The organism is Mixta sp. (genome assembly GCF_024610815.1).
In the GTDB taxonomy this organism is placed as follows: Bacteria; Pseudomonadota; Gammaproteobacteria; order Enterobacterales; family Enterobacteriaceae; genus Mixta; species Mixta calida.
Genome location: NZ_JANION010000230.1, coordinates 1 through 17,275, shown reverse-complemented (window position 1 = coordinate 17,275; position 17,275 = coordinate 1). Strand labels below are relative to the sequence as shown.

Annotated in this window: 13 protein-coding genes and 1 pseudogene; 4 read left to right on the top strand and 10 right to left on the bottom strand. The window is 55.9% G+C overall.

Annotated elements, in window-relative coordinates:
* From MYY08_RS17835 to thiH, 4 genes are all read left to right on the top strand, one after another.
* Window positions 1–659, top strand: a 659-nt coding sequence (locus tag MYY08_RS17835; RefSeq protein ID WP_288015216.1) for a HesA/MoeB/ThiF family protein, incomplete at its 5' end; no start/stop codon positions are given.
* Window positions 656–856 (top strand): sulfur carrier protein ThiS, encoded by a 201-nt coding sequence (gene thiS / locus MYY08_RS17830; protein WP_038629797.1) that lies wholly within the window; start codon window positions 656–658, stop codon window positions 854–856. The genes MYY08_RS17835 and thiS, both read left to right, overlap by 4 nt.
* A gap of 1 nt (window position 857) precedes the next feature.
* A complete protein-coding gene (locus tag MYY08_RS17825; RefSeq protein ID WP_038629796.1) occupies window positions 858–1,637 on the top strand; it encodes a thiazole synthase in 780 nt (259 codons plus the stop codon).
* Window positions 1,634–2,761 carry a 2-iminoacetate synthase ThiH gene (gene thiH, locus MYY08_RS17820; RefSeq protein WP_038629795.1) on the top strand — a complete coding sequence of 376 codons (1,128 nt, stop codon included), beginning with the start codon at window positions 1,634–1,636 and terminating at the stop codon, window positions 2,759–2,761. Before MYY08_RS17825 ends, thiH begins: the two co-directional genes overlap by 4 nt.
* A gap of 187 nt (window positions 2,762–2,948) precedes the next feature.
* Here the strand turns inward: thiH and MYY08_RS17815 are convergent, their stop codons facing one another.
* From MYY08_RS17815 to MYY08_RS17770, 10 genes and pseudogenes are all read right to left on the bottom strand, one after another.
* Window positions 2,949–4,022 carry a DUF1176 domain-containing protein gene (locus tag MYY08_RS17815; RefSeq protein ID WP_052134000.1) on the bottom strand — a complete coding sequence of 358 codons (1,074 nt, stop codon included), beginning with the start codon at window positions 4,020–4,022 and terminating at the stop codon, window positions 2,949–2,951.
* An 83-nt stretch (window positions 4,023–4,105) separates the two neighbouring features.
* The gene (rpoC, locus tag MYY08_RS17810; protein ID WP_038629794.1) at window positions 4,106–8,329 is read right to left on the bottom strand and encodes a DNA-directed RNA polymerase subunit beta'; all 4,224 of its coding nucleotides are present in this window, start codon (window positions 8,327–8,329) and stop codon (window positions 4,106–4,108) included.
* A 96-nt stretch (window positions 8,330–8,425) separates the two neighbouring features.
* Window positions 8,426–12,454, bottom strand: a pseudogene (gene rpoB / locus MYY08_RS17805) (DNA-directed RNA polymerase subunit beta).
* 325 nt (window positions 12,455–12,779) lie between these two features.
* Window positions 12,780–13,145, bottom strand: coding sequence for a 50S ribosomal protein L7/L12 (rplL, locus tag MYY08_RS17800; protein WP_038629792.1), 366 nt, complete (start codon window positions 13,143–13,145; stop codon window positions 12,780–12,782).
* Window positions 13,146–13,207: 62 nt separating this feature from the next.
* Window positions 13,208–13,705, bottom strand: a complete 498-nt coding sequence (gene rplJ, locus MYY08_RS17795; RefSeq protein WP_012772934.1) for a 50S ribosomal protein L10 — start codon at window positions 13,703–13,705, stop codon at window positions 13,208–13,210.
* Between the two features lie 346 nt (window positions 13,706–14,051).
* A complete protein-coding gene (gene rplA / locus MYY08_RS17790) occupies window positions 14,052–14,756 on the bottom strand; it encodes a 50S ribosomal protein L1 (protein ID WP_038629791.1) in 705 nt (234 codons plus the stop codon).
* Between the two features lie 3 nt (window positions 14,757–14,759).
* Window positions 14,760–15,188 (bottom strand): 50S ribosomal protein L11, encoded by a 429-nt coding sequence (gene rplK / locus MYY08_RS17785; RefSeq protein WP_038629790.1) that lies wholly within the window; start codon window positions 15,186–15,188, stop codon window positions 14,760–14,762.
* Between the two features lie 151 nt (window positions 15,189–15,339).
* Window positions 15,340–15,885: a transcription termination/antitermination protein NusG gene (gene nusG / locus MYY08_RS17780; RefSeq protein WP_038629789.1), complete on the bottom strand. Its 546-nt coding sequence runs from the start codon at window positions 15,883–15,885 to the stop codon at window positions 15,340–15,342.
* A 1-nt stretch (window position 15,886) separates the two neighbouring features.
* Window positions 15,887–16,270: a preprotein translocase subunit SecE gene (gene secE, locus MYY08_RS17775; protein ID WP_038629788.1), complete on the bottom strand. Its 384-nt coding sequence runs from the start codon at window positions 16,268–16,270 to the stop codon at window positions 15,887–15,889.
* 231 nt (window positions 16,271–16,501) lie between these two features.
* On the bottom strand, window positions 16,502–17,275 hold a 774-nt coding region (locus MYY08_RS17770), incomplete at its 5' end, for an elongation factor Tu (protein WP_288015180.1).

Sequence of the window (17,275 nt, the reverse complement as noted above, 5' to 3'; positions counted from 1 at the left end):
GCGTATCGTCGTCGGCCAGCAACAGCTTGCCGACGCCCGCGGCGCTCTGGCTGGCAGCAGCGGGCGTCGGCAAGCTGTTGCTGGCCGACGACGATACGCTGCATGTCAGCAACCTGCAGCGCCAAATCCTTTATCGCAGCGCGGACTGCGGGCAGGCGAAAGCGCCGCTGGCGCAGCGGCAGTTGCAGGCGCTGAATCCGCAGGTCGAAGCGATTGTTCTGCAACAGCGCATGGATGAGGCGCAGTTGCGCGAATGGGTGCCGCAGGCGGATCTGGTGCTTGACTGCAGCGACAACATGGCGACGCGTCAGGCGATTAACGCTGCCTGCGTCGCTGCGGATATCCCCCTGATCAGCGGCAGCGCCGTCGGCTTTAGCGGGCAGCTGCTGGTGATCTCGCCGCCCTGGCAAAAAGGCTGCTATCGCTGTCTCTGGCCAGATAACAGCGAACCACAGCGCAACTGCCGCACCGCTGGCGTGCTGGGTCCGGTGGTGGGCACCATCGGCACGCTGCAGGCGCTTGAAGCGCTGAAAATGCTGGCGGGGCAGACTTCCGCGCTGGATGGACAGCTGCGTCTGTTCGATGGACGTCAGCAAACCTGGCGCACCCTCAGCCTGACGCCGGATGCGCACTGTCCGGTATGCGGAGGCGCCCGATGAGGATTGTAGTAAACGATGAAACCTTGATGCTGGAAACGCCATTAACGCTCGACAGGCTGCTGGAGAAGCTCGGCTGCCATCAGCCCGGCACCGCGCTGGCGGTTAATCAGCAGATCGTTCCCCGCGCCAGCTGGCCGGACTATGCGTTACGGGATGACGATGAGGTGGTGATTTTTCAGGCGATAGCCGGAGGCTGAGATGCTACAGATAGCGGACAAACAATTTTCTTCACGACTCTTTACCGGCACCGGAAAATTCGCCACCCCGGCGCTGATGCTAGAGGCGATTCGCGCATCCGGTTCGCAGCTGGTCACCATGGCGATGAAGCGGCTTGATTTACGCGGCGGCAACGACAATATTCTGGCGCCGTTGCAGGCGTCAGGCGTACAGCTGTTGCCGAACACGTCCGGCGCCAGGACCGCCGAGGAGGCGATCTTCGCCGCGCGTCTGGCGCGCGAAGCGCTGGGCACCCACTGGCTGAAGCTGGAGATTCACCCGGACGCGCGTTATTTGCTGCCGGACGCTATCGAGACCCTGAAGGCGGCGCAGCAGCTGGTGAAAGAAGGCTTTACCGTTCTGCCCTACTGCGGCGCCGATCCGGTATTGTGCAAGCGTCTGGAGGAGGCGGGCTGCGCTGCGGTAATGCCGCTCGGCGCACCGATTGGCAGCAATCAGGGACTGAAAACCCGCGATCTGCTGGCGATTATTATTGAGCAGGCAAAGGTGCCGGTGGTAATCGACGCCGGTATCGGCGCGCCCAGCCACGCCAGCGAAGCGCTGGAAATGGGCGCGGACGCGGTGCTGGTCAATACGGCGATAGCCGTTGCGCGCGATCCGGTAGAGATGGCGCGGGCATTCCGACTTGCGGTTGAGGCAGGACGCCTGGCCTGGCGCAGCGGACTCGGTGCCAGCCAGATTCAGGCCGCGCCTTCCAGCCCGCTTACCGCCTTCCTTAGCCAGCCGGAGGAAACCAGATGAAAGATTTTACCGAGCGCTGGCGGCAGCTCGACTGGGAAGATATCCGCCTGCGCATCCACAGCAAAACCGCAGCGGACGTGCAGCAGGCGCTAAATAAGTCACGCCTGAATCGGGAAGACTTAATGGCGTTGCTCTCCCCCGCCGCCGCCGACTTTCTTGAACCGCTGGCGCAAAAGGCGCAGCGCCTGACGCGTCAGCGTTTCGGCAATACCGTCAGCTTCTATGTCCCGCTTTACCTTTCCAACCTGTGCGCCAACGACTGCACCTACTGCGGCTTCTCCATGAGCAACCGTATTAAGCGCAAGACGCTGAACGCAGAGGAGATCGAACGGGAGTGCCTGGCGATCCGCAAAATGGGATTCGATCATTTGCTTCTGGTCACCGGCGAGCATCAGACAAAGGTGGGCATCGATTACTTCCACCAGCATATTCCGGCAATCCGTAAGCATTTCAGTTCGCTGATGATGGAGGTACAGCCCTTATCGGAAGCCGAGTATGTCGGGCTGAAACAGATCGGGTTGGATGGTGTGCTGGTTTATCAGGAGACCTATCATCCAAGGGTTTATCAGCAGCACCATCTGAAAGGCAATAAACAGGATTTCTTTTTTCGTCTGGAGACGCCGGATCGTCTCGGCCGCGCCGGGATCGACAAGATCGGCCTCGGCGCGCTGATCGGCCTGTCCGACAGCTGGCGCACCGACTGCTTTATGCTGGCGGAACATCTGCTGTGGCTACAGCAGACGTGGTGGCAAAGCCGCTATTCGATCTCTTTTCCACGGCTGCGTCCCTGCGCTGGCGGCATCGAACCGGCATCACTGATGAGCGAAGCGCAGCTGGTACAGACAATTTGCGCCTTTCGCCTGTTTGCGCCTGAGGTGGAGCTTTCCCTGTCGACGCGCGAATCACCGAACTTCCGCGATCGGGTCGTGCCGCTGGCTATTAACAGCGTCAGCGCGTTTTCCAAAACGCAGCCGGGCGGCTATGCCGATCCGCAACCGGAGCTTGAACAATTTTCGCCAGACGACCATCGTACGCCGCAGGAAGTGGCCGCTGCGCTCACACAGGCAGGCTTGCAGCCGGTATGGAAAGACTGGGATAGCTGGCTGGGACGCGTCTCGCAGTAGCCGGCAACGGACCGGCGCTAATGCCGTTTATACGGAAGCCGTCACGCAACCCGATAAAGGCGCGCTGTGTTTAATGCGCCGCCTGACATACGCTGGCTTCGTCAGGCAATCCGCACCGATCGGGGCTGGCCCTGCATTGCGCCAGCCCTGCTTTTCAGCCGCTGCTTACGCGCAGCGATAAATTACGTTACCGGCCGATGGGACTATCTGTATAGCCTGGCGTCGCCCAGACCGAAGGCCAGTCACCCGGTTCGCCGCCATCGCAGCCTGGCTGGCTGTTATAGCTTATCAGGTGGAAAAGCTGGCCGTCGTAGCGCCAGGTAGCGCTTTCGCCGCAGTCTGCGATGCCTCGCCCGCGCGCCGCATGAAACAGCTGGCCGCTGTGCGGATCGTAGCTCGCCTCGGTAAACCAACTGATACTGTTGGGTTTGCCCTCGTCATCTTTTAGCGGCAACGGCAGGATCAGCTGCTCCGCCTTTGCCGGCGCCGCGCGCGGCGTGACAAACAGCACGCTGGAGGATTGGTAGGCGCCCATGCCGCAGTTAATCATTACCAGCGCATGCTGCGCATCCAGAGGCTGCGCCTCGCTGCGGGCGACGTCCTCATCGTCTGGCTCGCACTCTTCCTGTTTTAATACCTGCTGCTGGCTGGCGATAACATTTTTAACCAGCGTCTGGGCATTATTCAGCGGCACAACCGGCGGCACGGAAAGCGCAGGCGCGGCAGAGGGACGCGGCGGAACGCTGGCGGCAGGCGCTTCACCGGTTTTAAACAGCGCCGTTTGGTTATTCAGGCGCCCCTGTCGTTCATCAACAAACAGCAGGGCCGCATTCAACCCGTTCAATGAACCCGTTACGTCATCGCCGGGCGTTAAAGAAATAGTCATGGCGTTTTTCGCCGCCGCGATTAAGGCCTGGATATCGCTCAGGCTGTCGCTGTGCGCATTGGCGTAATCATTGTTTGCATCCGCGTTCGACAGCGCGATCGCATGGTCCCAGCGTTTACCGTCCAGCCAGATGCCTTCGGCTTTATCCGCATCGAAGCTCATAATATCCAGCGACGCCGTGCCATTCGGCCCCGCCTGATGACGAATAACGATACGCATATTCTCATCGGCGTTGCGAATGTCGCAGTCGTTAAGGTTATTGCAGGTGACCTGCCATTCCCTGAACAGGCGCTGCACCGGCTCATCAGCCCTCGCCGCGACGCTTTGAAAAAGCGTTATGCCCGCCACTAACAGGCTTATGGTGAAGAGATTCATGCCTGGCTTCCTTTACTGTGCTGAAAAGGGATATAAAAAAACCCTGCCGAAGCAGGGTTTATATTTTACAGCATGCCTGACGATTACTCGTCGTCGCTGCCACCAAGGCCAGCGTTCAGGAGCTCGGCCAGGCTGGCCGTCGCTTCTTCCGCGCTCACCTGAGGCGCAACGGTCGGCTCGCCAGCCGCACGGCGACGCATACGATCCTGATGGTAAGCGTAACCGGTACCGGCCGGGATCAGACGACCCACGATAACGTTCTCTTTCAGGCCGCGCAGCTCGTCGCGCTTGCCTGCTACCGCTGCTTCGGTCAGGACACGGGTGGTCTCCTGGAACGATGCCGCAGAGATGAACGATTCGGTTGCCAGAGACGCTTTGGTGATGCCCAACAGGTCGCGAGCGTATGTGGCGCCCACTTTGCCGTTGATCTCCAGATCGCGGTTGGCAATCTTCACGCGTGAGTATTCTACCTGCTCGCCTTCCAGGAACTCGGAGCTGCCCGCGCTGGAGATGGTTGCTTTACGCAGCATCTGACGCACGATAACTTCGATGTGCTTATCGTTAATCTTAACGCCCTGCAGACGGTATACGTCCTGCACTTCGTTAACGATGTAACGGGTCACAGCCTGAACGCCACGCAGACGCAGAATGTCATGCGGAGATTCTGGTCCGTCGGAGATCACGTCACCACGTTCAACGCGTTCGCCTTCAAATACGTTGAGCTGACGCCATTTCGGAATCATCTCTTCGTACGGCTCGCTGCCGTCGACCGGCGTGATCACCAGACGACGCTTGCCTTTGGTCTCTTTACCGAAGGAGACGATACCGCTAATTTCAGCCAGAATCGCAGGCTCTTTCGGACGACGCGCTTCGAACAGGTCGGCAACGCGCGGCAGACCACCGGTAATATCCTTGGTACCGCCAGATTCCTGAGGCACACGCGCCAGGGTATCACCAGAGCTGATCTTCACGCCGTCTTCCAGCTGAACAATCGCTTTGCCCGGCAGGAAGTACTGAGCCGGCATATCGGTGCCCGGGATCAGAACGTCGTCGCCGTTAGCGTCAACGATTTTCAGCGCCGGACGCAGGTCTTTACCACCAGCGGTACGCTCTGCGGTGTCCAGCACCACGAGCGAAGACAGACCGGTCAGCTCGTCAGTTTGACGGGTAATGGTCTGGCCGTCGATCATGTCGGTGAAACGGATGAAACCGCTCACTTCGGTGATAACCGGCATGGTGTGCGGATCCCAGTTCGCTACTGTTTCACCAGCATTGACCTGCTCACCGTCACCTTTCGCCATGGTCGCGCCGTAAGGCACTTTATAGCTTTCTTTGGTGCGCCCGAATTCGTCGATCATTTTCAGTTCAACGTTACGGGAAGTGATCACCAGCTTGCCAGCGGAGTTGGTTACCGACTTGGCGTTCGTCAGCTTGATGGTACCTTTGTTCTTCACCTGAATGCTGGATTCAGCAGCCGCACGCGATGCCGCACCACCGATGTGGAACGTACGCATCGTCAGCTGTGTGCCCGGCTCACCGATGGACTGCGCCGCGATAACGCCGATGGCCTCACCTTTGTTGATGATATGGCCACGCGCCAGGTCACGACCGTAGCAGTGCGCACAGACGCCGAAGTCAGTTTCACAGGCAACAACGGAACGCACTTTCACGCTGTCGACAGAGTTCTGCTCCAACACGTCACACCAGTGCTCATCGAGCAGGGTGTTGCGGGAAACCAGAATGTCCGCCGTACCCGGCTTCAGTACGTCTTCCGCCGTTACACGGCCCAGTACGCGCTCACGCAGCGGCTCTTTAACGTCGCCACCTTCGATAACCGGCGTCATGGTAATGCCTTCGAGGGTGCCGCAGTCATCTTCGGTCACCACCAGATCCTGCGCCACGTCAACCAGACGACGGGTCAGATAACCGGAGTTTGCCGTTTTCAATGCGGTATCCGCCAGACCTTTACGCGCACCGTGCGTGGAGATGAAGTACTGGAGTACGTTCAGACCTTCACGGAAGTTCGCAGTGATCGGCGTTTCGATGATGGAGCCATCCGGCTTCGCCATCAGGCCACGCATACCCGCCAGCTGACGGATCTGAGCGGCAGAACCACGCGCACCGGAGTCGGCCATCATAAAGATGCTGTTAAAGGAAACCTGTTTTTCCTCTTCGCCGTCGCGGTTGATAACCGTTTCGGTAGAGAGGTTTTCCATCATCGCCTTGGCAACACGTTCGTTGGCCGCGGCCCAGATATCGATAACTTTGTTATAGCGTTCGCCAGCGGTTACCAGACCAGACTGGAACTGCTCCTGGATCTCAGCCACTTCCGCTTCCGCTTCGGTGATGATCTCCACTTTCTTCGCCGGGATAACCATGTCGTCGATACCTACGGAAGCGCCTGAACGGGCTGCGTAGGCAAAACCGGTGTACATGGTCTGGTCAGCAAAGATAACAGTCGGTTTCAGGCCCAGAATGCGGTAACAGGTGTTCAGCATTTTGGAGATCGCCTTTTTACCCAGCGCCTGGTTGACGATGGAGTAAGGCAGACCCTGCGGCACGATCATCCACAGAATAGCGCGACCGATAGTGGTATCGATCAGGCTGGTTTTCGGGATGAATTCACCCTGCTCATTCTTTTCATATTCAGTGATACGCACTTTAACGCGCGCATGCAGCTCGGCCAGGCCGGCGCGGTAAACACGCTCAGCTTCTTTCGGGCCGGTCAGCACCATGCCTTCGCCTTTCGCGTTCACTTTGTCGCGGGTCATGTAGTACAGACCCAGAACAACGTCCTGAGACGGAACGATAATCGGCTCACCGTTCGCCGGAGACAGGATGTTGTTGGTAGACATCATCAGCGCACGCGCTTCCAGCTGGGCTTCCAGCGTCAGCGGTACGTGAACAGCCATCTGGTCACCATCGAAGTCGGCGTTATAGGCCGCACAAACCAGCGGGTGCAGCTGAATTGCTTTACCTTCGATCAGAACCGGCTCAAACGCCTGGATGCCAAGACGGTGCAGCGTCGGCGCACGGTTCAGCAGAACCGGGTGTTCGCGGATCACTTCGTCCAGGATATCCCAAACCACGGCTTCTTCACGCTCAACCATTTTCTTGGCGGCTTTGATGGTGGTCGCGAGGCCACGCAGCTCCAGCTTGCCGTAGATGAACGGTTTGAACAGTTCGAGCGCCATTTTCTTCGGCAGGCCGCACTGATGCAGACGCAGGTAAGGACCTACGGTAATAACGGAACGACCAGAGTAGTCGACGCGTTTACCCAGCAGGTTCTGACGGAAACGACCCTGCTTACCTTTAATCATGTCAGCCAGCGATTTCAGCGGACGCTTGTTGGAGCCGGTGATCGCGCGACCGCGACGACCGTTGTCCAGCAGGGCGTCTACCGCTTCCTGCAGCATACGTTTTTCGTTGCGTACGATGATGTCCGGCGCAGCCAGATCCAGCAGTCGTTTCAGACGGTTGTTACGGTTAATGACGCGACGATAGAGATCGTTCAGGTCAGAAGTCGCAAAACGACCGCCGTCCAGCGGAACCAGAGGACGCAGATCCGGCGGCAGCACAGGCAGCACGGTCAGGATCATCCACTCCGGCTTGTTGCCAGACTGTACGAAGGCTTCCAGCAGCTTGATGCGCTTGGTCAGCTTCTTACGCTTGGTCTCGGAGTTGGTTTCGTTCAGCTCTTCGCGCAGCTGCTCGCATTCCTGCTCCAGATCCATGTTTTTCAGCAGCGCCTGGATCGCTTCCGCGCCCATTTTCGCGTCGAATTCGTCGCCAAACTCTTCCAGCGCGTCGAGATACTGCTCTTCAGTCAGGATCTGGCGCTTCTCGAGGTTGGTCATGCCGCCTTCAACCACGACATAAGATTCGAAATACAGCACGCGTTCGATATCGCGCAGCGGCATATCCAGCAGCAGGCCGATACGGGACGGCAGCGATTTCAGGAACCAGATGTGCGCGGTCGGGGAAGCCAGCTCGATGTGGCCCATGCGCTCACGACGCACTTTGGTCTGGGTCACTTCAACGCCGCACTTCTCACAGATCACGCCACGGTGTTTCAGGCGCTTGTATTTGCCGCACAGGCATTCGTAATCTTTTACCGGCCCGAAAATACGGGCGCAGAACAGACCATCGCGCTCTGGCTTGAAGGTACGGTAGTTAATGGTTTCCGGCTTTTTCACTTCACCGAAAGACCAGGAACGGATCATGTCTGGCGAGGCCAGCGCAATCTTGATCGCATCAAACTCTTCGGTTTTAGTTTGCGCTTTCAGAAACTTAAGTAAGTCTTTCACGGATTAGCTCCCGTCGGAGTGAGACTTCTCAAGGGAATCCGGGCAAGCCCGGACTCCCTTGTAACCAGTACAGATGCGAATGCTACCCTGAGGGTATTACTCGTCTTCCAGCTCGATGTTGATGCCCAGCGAGCGGATCTCTTTCAACAGTACGTTGAAGGATTCCGGCATGCCCGGCTCCATCTGATGGTTGCCGTCCACGATGTTCTTATACATCTTGGTACGACCGTTGACGTCATCAGACTTAACGGTGAGCATTTCCTGCAGCGTGTATGCCGCGCCGTATGCTTCCAGCGCCCACACTTCCATCTCACCGAAGCGCTGACCACCGAACTGCGCCTTACCACCCAGCGGCTGCTGAGTAACCAGGCTGTAAGAGCCGGTAGAACGTGCGTGCATCTTGTCATCAACCAGGTGGTTGAGTTTCAGCATGTACATGTAGCCTACGGTAACCGGACGCTCGAACTGCTCGCCGGTGCGGCCGTCGAACAGGGTGATCTGACCGGAAGTCGGCAGATCGCCAAGCTGCAGCAGCTCTTTGATTTCGCTTTCTTTCGCGCCATCAAACACCGGCGTTGCGATCGGCATACCTTTTTTCAGGTTCTCGGCCAGACGCAGCACTTCGTCATCAGAGAAGGTGTTCAGATCGACACGCTGACGTACGTCAGCGCCCAGATCGTAAGCACGCTGGATGAACTCACGCAGTTTGGCGACTTCTTCCTGCTTCTTCAGCATCGCATTGATTTTGTCACCAATGCCTTTCGCCGCCATGCCCAGGTGGGTTTCCAGGATCTGACCGATGTTCATACGAGACGGTACGCCCAGCGGGTTCAGTACGATGTCTACCGGCGTGCCGTTCTCATCGTAAGGCATATCTTCGATCGGGTTGATCTTGGAGATAACACCTTTGTTCCCGTGACGACCTGCCATCTTGTCACCAGGCTGGATCTGACGTTTAACGGCCAGATACACTTTGACGATTTTCAGCACGCCCGGTGCCAGGTCGTCGCCCTGAGTGATTTTGCGGCGCTTAGCTTCGAGTTTCTTCTCAAACTCGTGCTTCAGCTCGTCGTACTGCTCGGCCAGCTGCTCCAGCTGATTCTGCTTCGCTTCGTCGGTCAGGCCCAGTTCCAGCCAGCGCTCGCGCGGCAGCTTGTCCAGTTTTTCCGCTTCCACGCCGCCGGAAACCAGCACTGCATGGATACGTGCGAACAGACCGGCTTCGAGGATCTGCAGTTCTTCAGTCAGGTCTTTCTTCGCCTGCTTCAGCTGCATCTCTTCGATTTCCAGCGCGCGCTTGTCTTTTTCCACGCCATCGCGGGTAAAGACCTGAACGTCAATAACGGTGCCGGAAACGCCATTCGGTACGCGCAGAGAAGAGTCTTTCACGTCAGACGCTTTCTCACCGAAGATCGCGCGCAGCAGTTTCTCTTCCGGCGTCAGCTGGGTTTCACCTTTCGGCGTTACCTTACCAACCAGAATGTCACCGCCGGTCACTTCCGCACCGATGTAAACGATGCCGGACTCATCCAGTTTGGAGAGCGCCGCTTCACCCACGTTCGGGATGTCAGCAGTGATCTCTTCTGGCCCCAGCTTGGTGTCACGAGACACACACGCCAGTTCCTGAATGTGGATGGTGGTGAAGCGATCTTCCTGTACAACGCGCTCGGAGACCAGAATGGAGTCTTCGAAGTTGTAGCCGTTCCACGGCATGAACGCGACGCGCATGTTCTGACCCAGCGCCAGCTCACCGAGGTCGGTGGACGGGCCATCAGCCAGCACGTCGCCGCGCTCTACCGGTTCGCCCAGAGAAACGCACGGCATCTGGTTGATGCAGGTGTTCTGGTTAGAACGGGTATATTTAGTCAGGTTGTAGATGTCGATGCCGGCTTCGCCCGGATACATCTCGTCTTCGTTAACTTTGATAACGATACGTGACGCATCAACATACTGTACGGTACCGCCACGTTTGGCTACGGCGGTTACGCCGGAGTCAACCGCTACCGCGCGCTCCATACCGGTACCAACCAGCGGCTTATCAGCACGCAGAGTCGGAACCGCCTGACGTTGCATGTTCGCACCCATCAGGGCGCGGTTAGCATCATCGTGCTCCAGGAACGGGATCAGGGACGCACCGACGGAAACCACCTGCTGGGTGGAAACGTCCATGTAGTCAACCTGATCGCGGCTGAACAGGCTCGATTCGCCTTTGCTACGGCAGGTGACCAGATCGTCAACAAAGCCGCCGTTTTCATCAAGCTGGGCGTTCGCCTGAGCGATAACGTAGTTACCCTCTTCGATAGCGGAGAGGTAATGAATTTCATCACTCACTACGCCGTCGATAACGCGACGATACGGGGTTTCCAGGAAACCGTATTCGTTCGTCTGCGCATATACGGAGAGTGAGTTGATCAGACCGATGTTCGGACCTTCAGGCGTTTCGATAGGACATACGCGACCGTAGTGAGTCGGGTGTACGTCTCGCACTTCGAAGCCTGCGCGTTCACGGGTCAAACCGCCTGGGCCAAGCGCGGAAATACGACGCTTGTGCGTAATCTCAGACAGCGGGTTGTTCTGGTCCATAAACTGAGACAGCTGGCTGGAACCGAAGAACTCTTTCACCGCCGCGGAGATCGGCTTGGCGTTGATCATATCCTGAGGCATCAGGGTATCGAGATCGCCCAAAGACAGACGCTCTTTCACCGCACGCTCAACGCGCACCAGACCGACGCGGAACTGGTTTTCCGCCATTTCGCCCACGGAACGAATACGACGGTTGCCGAGGTGGTCGATATCATCCACTTCGCCTTTGCCGTTACGGATACCGATGAGCTTCTTCATCACTTCGATGATGTCGTCTTTGCTCAGGATACCGGAACCTTCGATCTCGTCGCGGCCCAGAGAACGGTTGAACTTCATGCGGCCAACCGCAGAAAGATCGTAACGGTCTTCGGAGAAGAACAGGTTCTCGAACAGGTTTTCCGCCGCTTCGCGCGTCGGCGGCTAGCCCGGACGCATCATGCGATAGATCTCAACCAGCGCGCTCAGGCGATCGTTGGTTGGGTCAACGCGCAGCGTTTCGGAGATATACGGGCCGTGATCCAGGTCGTTGGTAAACAGCGTTTCGATACGCTTGTGACCGGCCTGGCTCAGCTTCGCCAGCAGATCCAGCGACAGCTCCATGTTCGCAGTGACGATCAGCTCGCCTGTGCCTTCGTCGACATAGTCTTTAGCAACCACTTTGCCTGCAATGTATTCCACCGGCACTTCGATATGCTGGATACCATCTTTTTCCAGCTGACGAATATGACGCGCGGTAATACGGCGGCCTTTCTCTACGTAGACCGTGCCGTTCGCTTCGATATCGAAGGAGGCGGTTTCGCCACGCAGACGCTCAGGCACCAGCTCCATCTGCAGCTTGTTGTCGCGAATTTCGAACACCACTTTTTCAAAGAACAGATCGAGAATCTGTTCAGTGGTGTAATTCAGCGCGCGCAGAATGATACTGGCCGGCAGTTTACGACGACGGTCGATACGGACGAACAGGTTGTCTTTCGGGTCAAACTCGAAATCGAGCCATGAGCCACGGTAAGGGATGATGCGTGCGTTATAGAGCACTTTACCCGAAGAGTGGGTTTTACCCTTATCGCTGTCAAAGAATACGCCAGGACTACGGTGCAGCTGAGAAACGATAACCCTTTCAGTACCGTTAATAACAAAGGTACCGTTTTCGGTCATGAGCGGAATTTCGCCCATGTATACTTCTTGTTCTTTGATGTCTTTAACGGTGCCTTCCGGCGCTTCGCGCTCGTAGATCACCAGACGCAGCTTAACGCGCAGCGGAGCTGAATACGTCACGCCACGGATCTGACATTCTTTCACATCAAAGACAGGTTCGCCTAAGCGGTAGCTGACATACTGCAGCTCAGAGTTGCCGCTATAGCTCTGGATTGGGAATACGGAACGGAATGCAGCTTCCAGACCGTATTGGCCTTCCGGATCTTGCTCGATAAACTTCTGGAACGAGTCAAGCTGGATAGAAAGGAGATAGGGTACGTCCAGAACCTGTGGACGTTTGCCAAAATCCTTACGAATGCGTTTTTTCTCGGTATAGGAGTAAACCATAGGGTTCCTCAGCTAGCTGACAAGTCGACCCACTCTGTCCGTCCTGAAGGACAGTTCATGCAACACTATTTTGTTTCTCGGAAAGTGCGGGACACCTTCCGCAATACGTCTTTCTATCACTCTTAAATCATTTCATTGCTGTTGCATGGGCAGGGAACCCTGCAGGGAAGCAGTATATTAAGGCGTCGATAGAAAAAGATATTGAAGACGCTCAATGGACAAACAGTGCGAAACCCCATTGAGGCCCTGTAGCGCAAAAAGGCTGGTGACCAAAAAGTCACCAGCCATCAGCCTAAAAGATCAGGCTGCAACCTGAAAGGTTGGCTTATTTAACTTCAACTTCAGCGCCAGCTTCTTCCAGAGATTTTTTCAGAGCTTCAGCGTCGTCTTTGCTGATGCCTTCTTTCAGCGCAGCCGGTGCAGACTCAACCAGATCTTTCGCTTCTTTCAGGCCCAGGCCAGTTGCGCCACGTACTGCTTTGATAACAGCAACTTTGTTAGCGCCAACAGCTTTCAGTACAACGTCGAACTCAGTTTTTTCTTCAACAGCTTCAGCCGGGCCAGCAGCAACAGCTACAGCAGCAGCAGCAGAAACGCCGAATTTTTCTTCCATAGCGGAAACCAGCTCAACTACTTCCATTACGGACATAGCGGCTACTGCTTCCAGAATTTGATCTTTAGTGATAGACATGACAATTGTTCCTAAGAATCAGAAAATAGTGTGTACGTAAAAGTGCGCTGTAAAGGAAGGCCTTAAGCGGCTTCTTTCGCATCGCGTACGGCAGCCAGGGTGCGGACCAGTTTGCCTGCAGCGGCTTCTTTCATGGTCGACATCAGACGTGCCAGTGCTTCTTCGTAAGTCGGCAGCGTTGCCAGACGGTCAATTTGTGCCGCCGGGATCAGCTCACCTTCAAAGGCTGCAGCTTTGACCTCGAATTTTGCATTCGCTTTCGCGAACTCTTTGAACAGACGAGCAGCAGCGCCCGGGTGTTCCATAGAGTATGCAATCAGGGTCGGACCAACAAACGTGTCTTTCAGGCACTCGAACTGAGTACCTTCAACGACGCGGCGCAGCAGGGTGTTACGAACAACACGCATGTAAACGCCAGCTTCACGACCTGCTTTACGCAGTTCAGTCATTTTATCTACGGTAACGCCACGAGAATCCGCAACCACCGCAGACAGCGCGCCTTTGGCTACTTCGCTGACTTCAGCAACAATCGCTTGTTTGTCTTGAAGATTTAATGCCATTAGCTTTTGCTCCTGGATTTTAGCCGGAGGAAAAATTCCCCCGGAACTCACTTCACTTACCGACCGAAAAGAAGGTAAGCGCTAAAACACGGTGAGCAGAATCCAGAAAAGAAAAAATATTCTTCAGGCTCTGTCACCGTCTACGCAGGACGATTAAGTTTCTTTCGAAACACCTGCGGTCTTGGACGGAGGCCTGGATAAGGCCAGGCTCCAACCGAAAATCTTTCCGCCCTCCCCTTTCTGAACCGGCATCACCGATGTCATGAAGGCTTGAGGCGGGCGTTCTGTTTAACAGAACAACGGGCGTAAGATTCTAGAGGAAACTTTCGCCCGCGTAAAGCGATTATTAATTCGCCACTGCAGTCAGACCAGTCTGGTCGATGGCAACGCCAGCGCCCATGGTGGTAGACAGGCTAACTTTCTTGATGTACACGCCTTTCGCCTGAGTCGGTTTGGCTTTTTTCAGCGCAACCAGCAGAGCTTCCAGGTTTTCTTTCAGTTTGTCAGCGTCGAAATCAACCTTACCGATAGTGGTATGGATGATGCCGTTTTTGTCGTTGCGGTAGCGAACCTGGCCAGCTTTAGCGTTTTTCACTGCTTCAGCGACGTTCGGCGTTACCGTACCCACTTTCGGGTTCGGCATCAGGCCGCGCGGGCCCAGAACCTGGCCCAGCTGGCCAACAACGCGCATTGCATCAGGAGATGCGATAACAACGTCAAAGTTCATTTCGCCTTTTTTGATTTGCTCAGCCAGATCTTCCATACCTACCAGCTCAGCGCCAGCTGCTTTAGCAGCTTCAGCGTTCGCGCCCTGGGTAAACACAGCAACGCGTACAGAGCGGCCAGTACCGTGCGGCAGCACAGTCGCGCCACGTACGTTCTGGTCTGATTTACGCGCGTCGATGCCGAGGTTAACGGCAACGTCAACGCTTTCTACAAACTTAGCGGTAGCCAGTTCTTTCAGCAGAGCAACAGCTTCGTTGATGTCGTACTGTTTGGTAGAATCAACTTTGTCACGGATCACGCGCATGCGCTTGGTCAGCTTAGCCATCTCTTAATCCTCCACTACCAGGCCCATGGAACGAGCAGTACCTTCGATAGAGCGAGTCATCGCTTCTACGTCGGAACCAGTCATGTCCGCAGCTTTGGTTTCTGCGATTTCACGTACCTGAGCACGGGTTACTTTACCGACTTTGTCTTTGTTCGGCTTGCCGGAACCAGACTTGATACCCGCCGCTTTTTTCAGCAGTACAGCTGCCGGAGGCGTTTTGGTAACGAAGGTGAAAGAACGGTCAGAATAAACGGTAATAACAACAGGAATCGGCAGACCTTTTTCCAGGCTGTCGGTTTTCGCGTTGAACGCTTTACAGAATTCCATGATGTTAACGCCCTGCTGACCCAGAGCCGGACCAACTGGCGGACTCGGGTTAGCCATACCAGCCGCAACCTGCAGCTTGACGTAGGCTTGTACTTTCTTAGCCATGATATTTCCTCTGTTGGGTATAGCGCCTGTTAAGGCTTCCCGTGATTAAACTTTCATATGCCGCCGGGGCACATAAAAACAAAAGGCGCGAAATTGTAGGGCAATTTCGCGCCTTCTGCAACCCTAAATCGGTAAAAACCGAGCGGGTAATTTAGCCTTTTTCAACCTGGCCGAAATCCAGCTCAACCGGGGTTGCGCGTCCGAAGATAGAGACAGAAACCTTCAGGCGACTCTTCTCATAATCCACTTCTTCCACGACGCCATTAAAGTCGGCAAACGGGCCGTCATTGACGCGAACCATTTCGCCCGGCTCAAACAGCGTTTTCGGACGCGGTTTGTCGCCGACCTGCTGCAGACGGTTCATGATCGCATCGACTTCTTTATCGCTAATCGGTGCCGGACGATCGGACGTACCGCCAATAAATCCCATCACGCGCGGAACGCTGCGCACCAGGTGCCAGCTTGCGTCGTTCATAACCATTTGCACCAGCACATAGCCGGGGAAGAATTTACGTTCGCTTTTGCGACGCTGGCCGCCACGAATCTCGACTACTTCTTCAGTAGGGACCATGACGTCGCCAAACAACTCTTCCATATTGTGCAATTTGATATGCTCACGCAGCGATTGTGCTACGCGCGCCTCAAAACCGGAAAACGCCTGAACGACGTACCAGCGCTTTTTTGGAGCTTCAGACATCTCAGAACCTCAGGCCAGTGATAAACGATACCAGACGGACCAGAATACCATCCAGCCCCCACAAAATCAGTGACATCACGGCGGTAACCGCGGCAACGATTAACGTGGTATGCAGCGTTTCCTGGCGCGTAGGCCAAATGACTTTGCGCACTTCGGTTCTAGCTTCGCGAGCGAAAGCCACCGTTGCTTTACCTTTCGTCGTCAACAGCGCGATGCCGCCTGCCGCCGCGATCAGTATAACAACAGCCAATGCGCGCAGCGGTAAGGTCACTTCGCGATAATAGAAGTTACCTACAATTGCCACGATCAGCAAAATGGCGACGACTACCCACTTTATCGCTTCCAGGCCGCGCCCGCTTCCTTGAGCTTCGGTATTAGCACTCATAAACCAACCTGCCACATAAATCAGAAACAATTTTGCCCCGCGCATGCGAGGCAGCCAAACCGAATGCAGCTGTTAAGGCGTAACTCGGTCGATTACGCCGTGCTACAGAGCCTGTCTCAGCAATGATTATGAGCAAAGAATCACTGATGAGCCAGGTTCTATGTTACAGCGTATAAAAAGGGCATCAAATGATGCCCTCTTCTTGTACGTTGCGTCAAATGTTATCGGCGATTAGCCCAGAACTTTAGCAACAACGCCTGCACCAACGGTACGGCCGCCTTCGCGGATTGCGAAACGCAGACCGTCGTCCATCGCGATCGGGTGGATCAGGGTAACAACCATTTTGATGTTGTCGCCCGGCATAACCATCTCAACGCCTTCCGGCAGTTCGATGGTGCCCGTTACGTCAGTCGTACGGAAGTAGAACTGAGGACGATAGCCTTTGAAGAACGGAGTGTGACGGCCGCCTTCGTCTTTGGACAGGATGTACACTTCTGATTCGAACTGGGTGTGCGGCTTGATAGAGCCCGGCTTAGCCAGAACCTGGCCACGCTCGATCTCTTCACGCTTGATGCCACGCAGCAGAACGCCGACGTTCTCACCAGCACGGCCTTCGTCCAGCAGTTTGCGGAACATTTCAACGCCGGTACAGGTAGATTTCGCGGTATCTTTGATACCCACGATTTCAACTTCTTCACCCACTTTGATGATGCCGCGCTCAACACGACCGGTCACAACGGTACCACGACCAGAGATGGAGAATACGTCTTCGATCGGCAGCAGGAACGGCTTGTCAATCGCGCGCTCTGGTTCCGGGATGTAGGTATCCAGGTGGCCAGCCAGCTCGATGATTTTCGCTTCCCACTCAGCGTCGCCTTCCAGCGCTTTCAGCGCGGAACCGCGAACGATCGGAGTGTCGTCGCCCGGGAAGTCGTACTGAGACAGCAGGTCACGCACTTCCATCTCAACCAGTTCCAGCAGCTCTTCGTCATCAACCATGTCACA

Coding starts and splice junctions, on each gene's coding strand:
- thiS (WP_038629797.1), top strand. CDS start 656: ATGAGGATTGTAGTAAACGATGAAACCTTGATGCTGGAAACGCCATTA.
- MYY08_RS17825 (WP_038629796.1), top strand. CDS start 858: ATGCTACAGATAGCGGACAAACAATTTTCTTCACGACTCTTTACCGGC.
- thiH (WP_038629795.1), top strand. CDS start 1,634: ATGAAAGATTTTACCGAGCGCTGGCGGCAGCTCGACTGGGAAGATATC.
- MYY08_RS17815 (WP_052134000.1), bottom strand. CDS start 4,022: ATGAATCTCTTCACCATAAGCCTGTTAGTGGCGGGCATAACGCTTTTT.
- rplL (WP_038629792.1), bottom strand. CDS start 13,145: ATGTCTATCACTAAAGATCAAATTCTGGAAGCAGTAGCCGCTATGTCC.
- rplJ (WP_012772934.1), bottom strand. CDS start 13,705: ATGGCATTAAATCTTCAAGACAAACAAGCGATTGTTGCTGAAGTCAGC.
- rplA (WP_038629791.1), bottom strand. CDS start 14,756: ATGGCTAAGCTGACCAAGCGCATGCGCGTGATCCGTGACAAAGTTGAT.
- rplK (WP_038629790.1), bottom strand. CDS start 15,188: ATGGCTAAGAAAGTACAAGCCTACGTCAAGCTGCAGGTTGCGGCTGGT.
- nusG (WP_038629789.1), bottom strand. CDS start 15,885: ATGTCTGAAGCTCCAAAAAAGCGCTGGTACGTCGTTCAGGCGTTTTCC.
- secE (WP_038629788.1), bottom strand. CDS start 16,270: ATGAGTGCTAATACCGAAGCTCAAGGAAGCGGGCGCGGCCTGGAAGCG.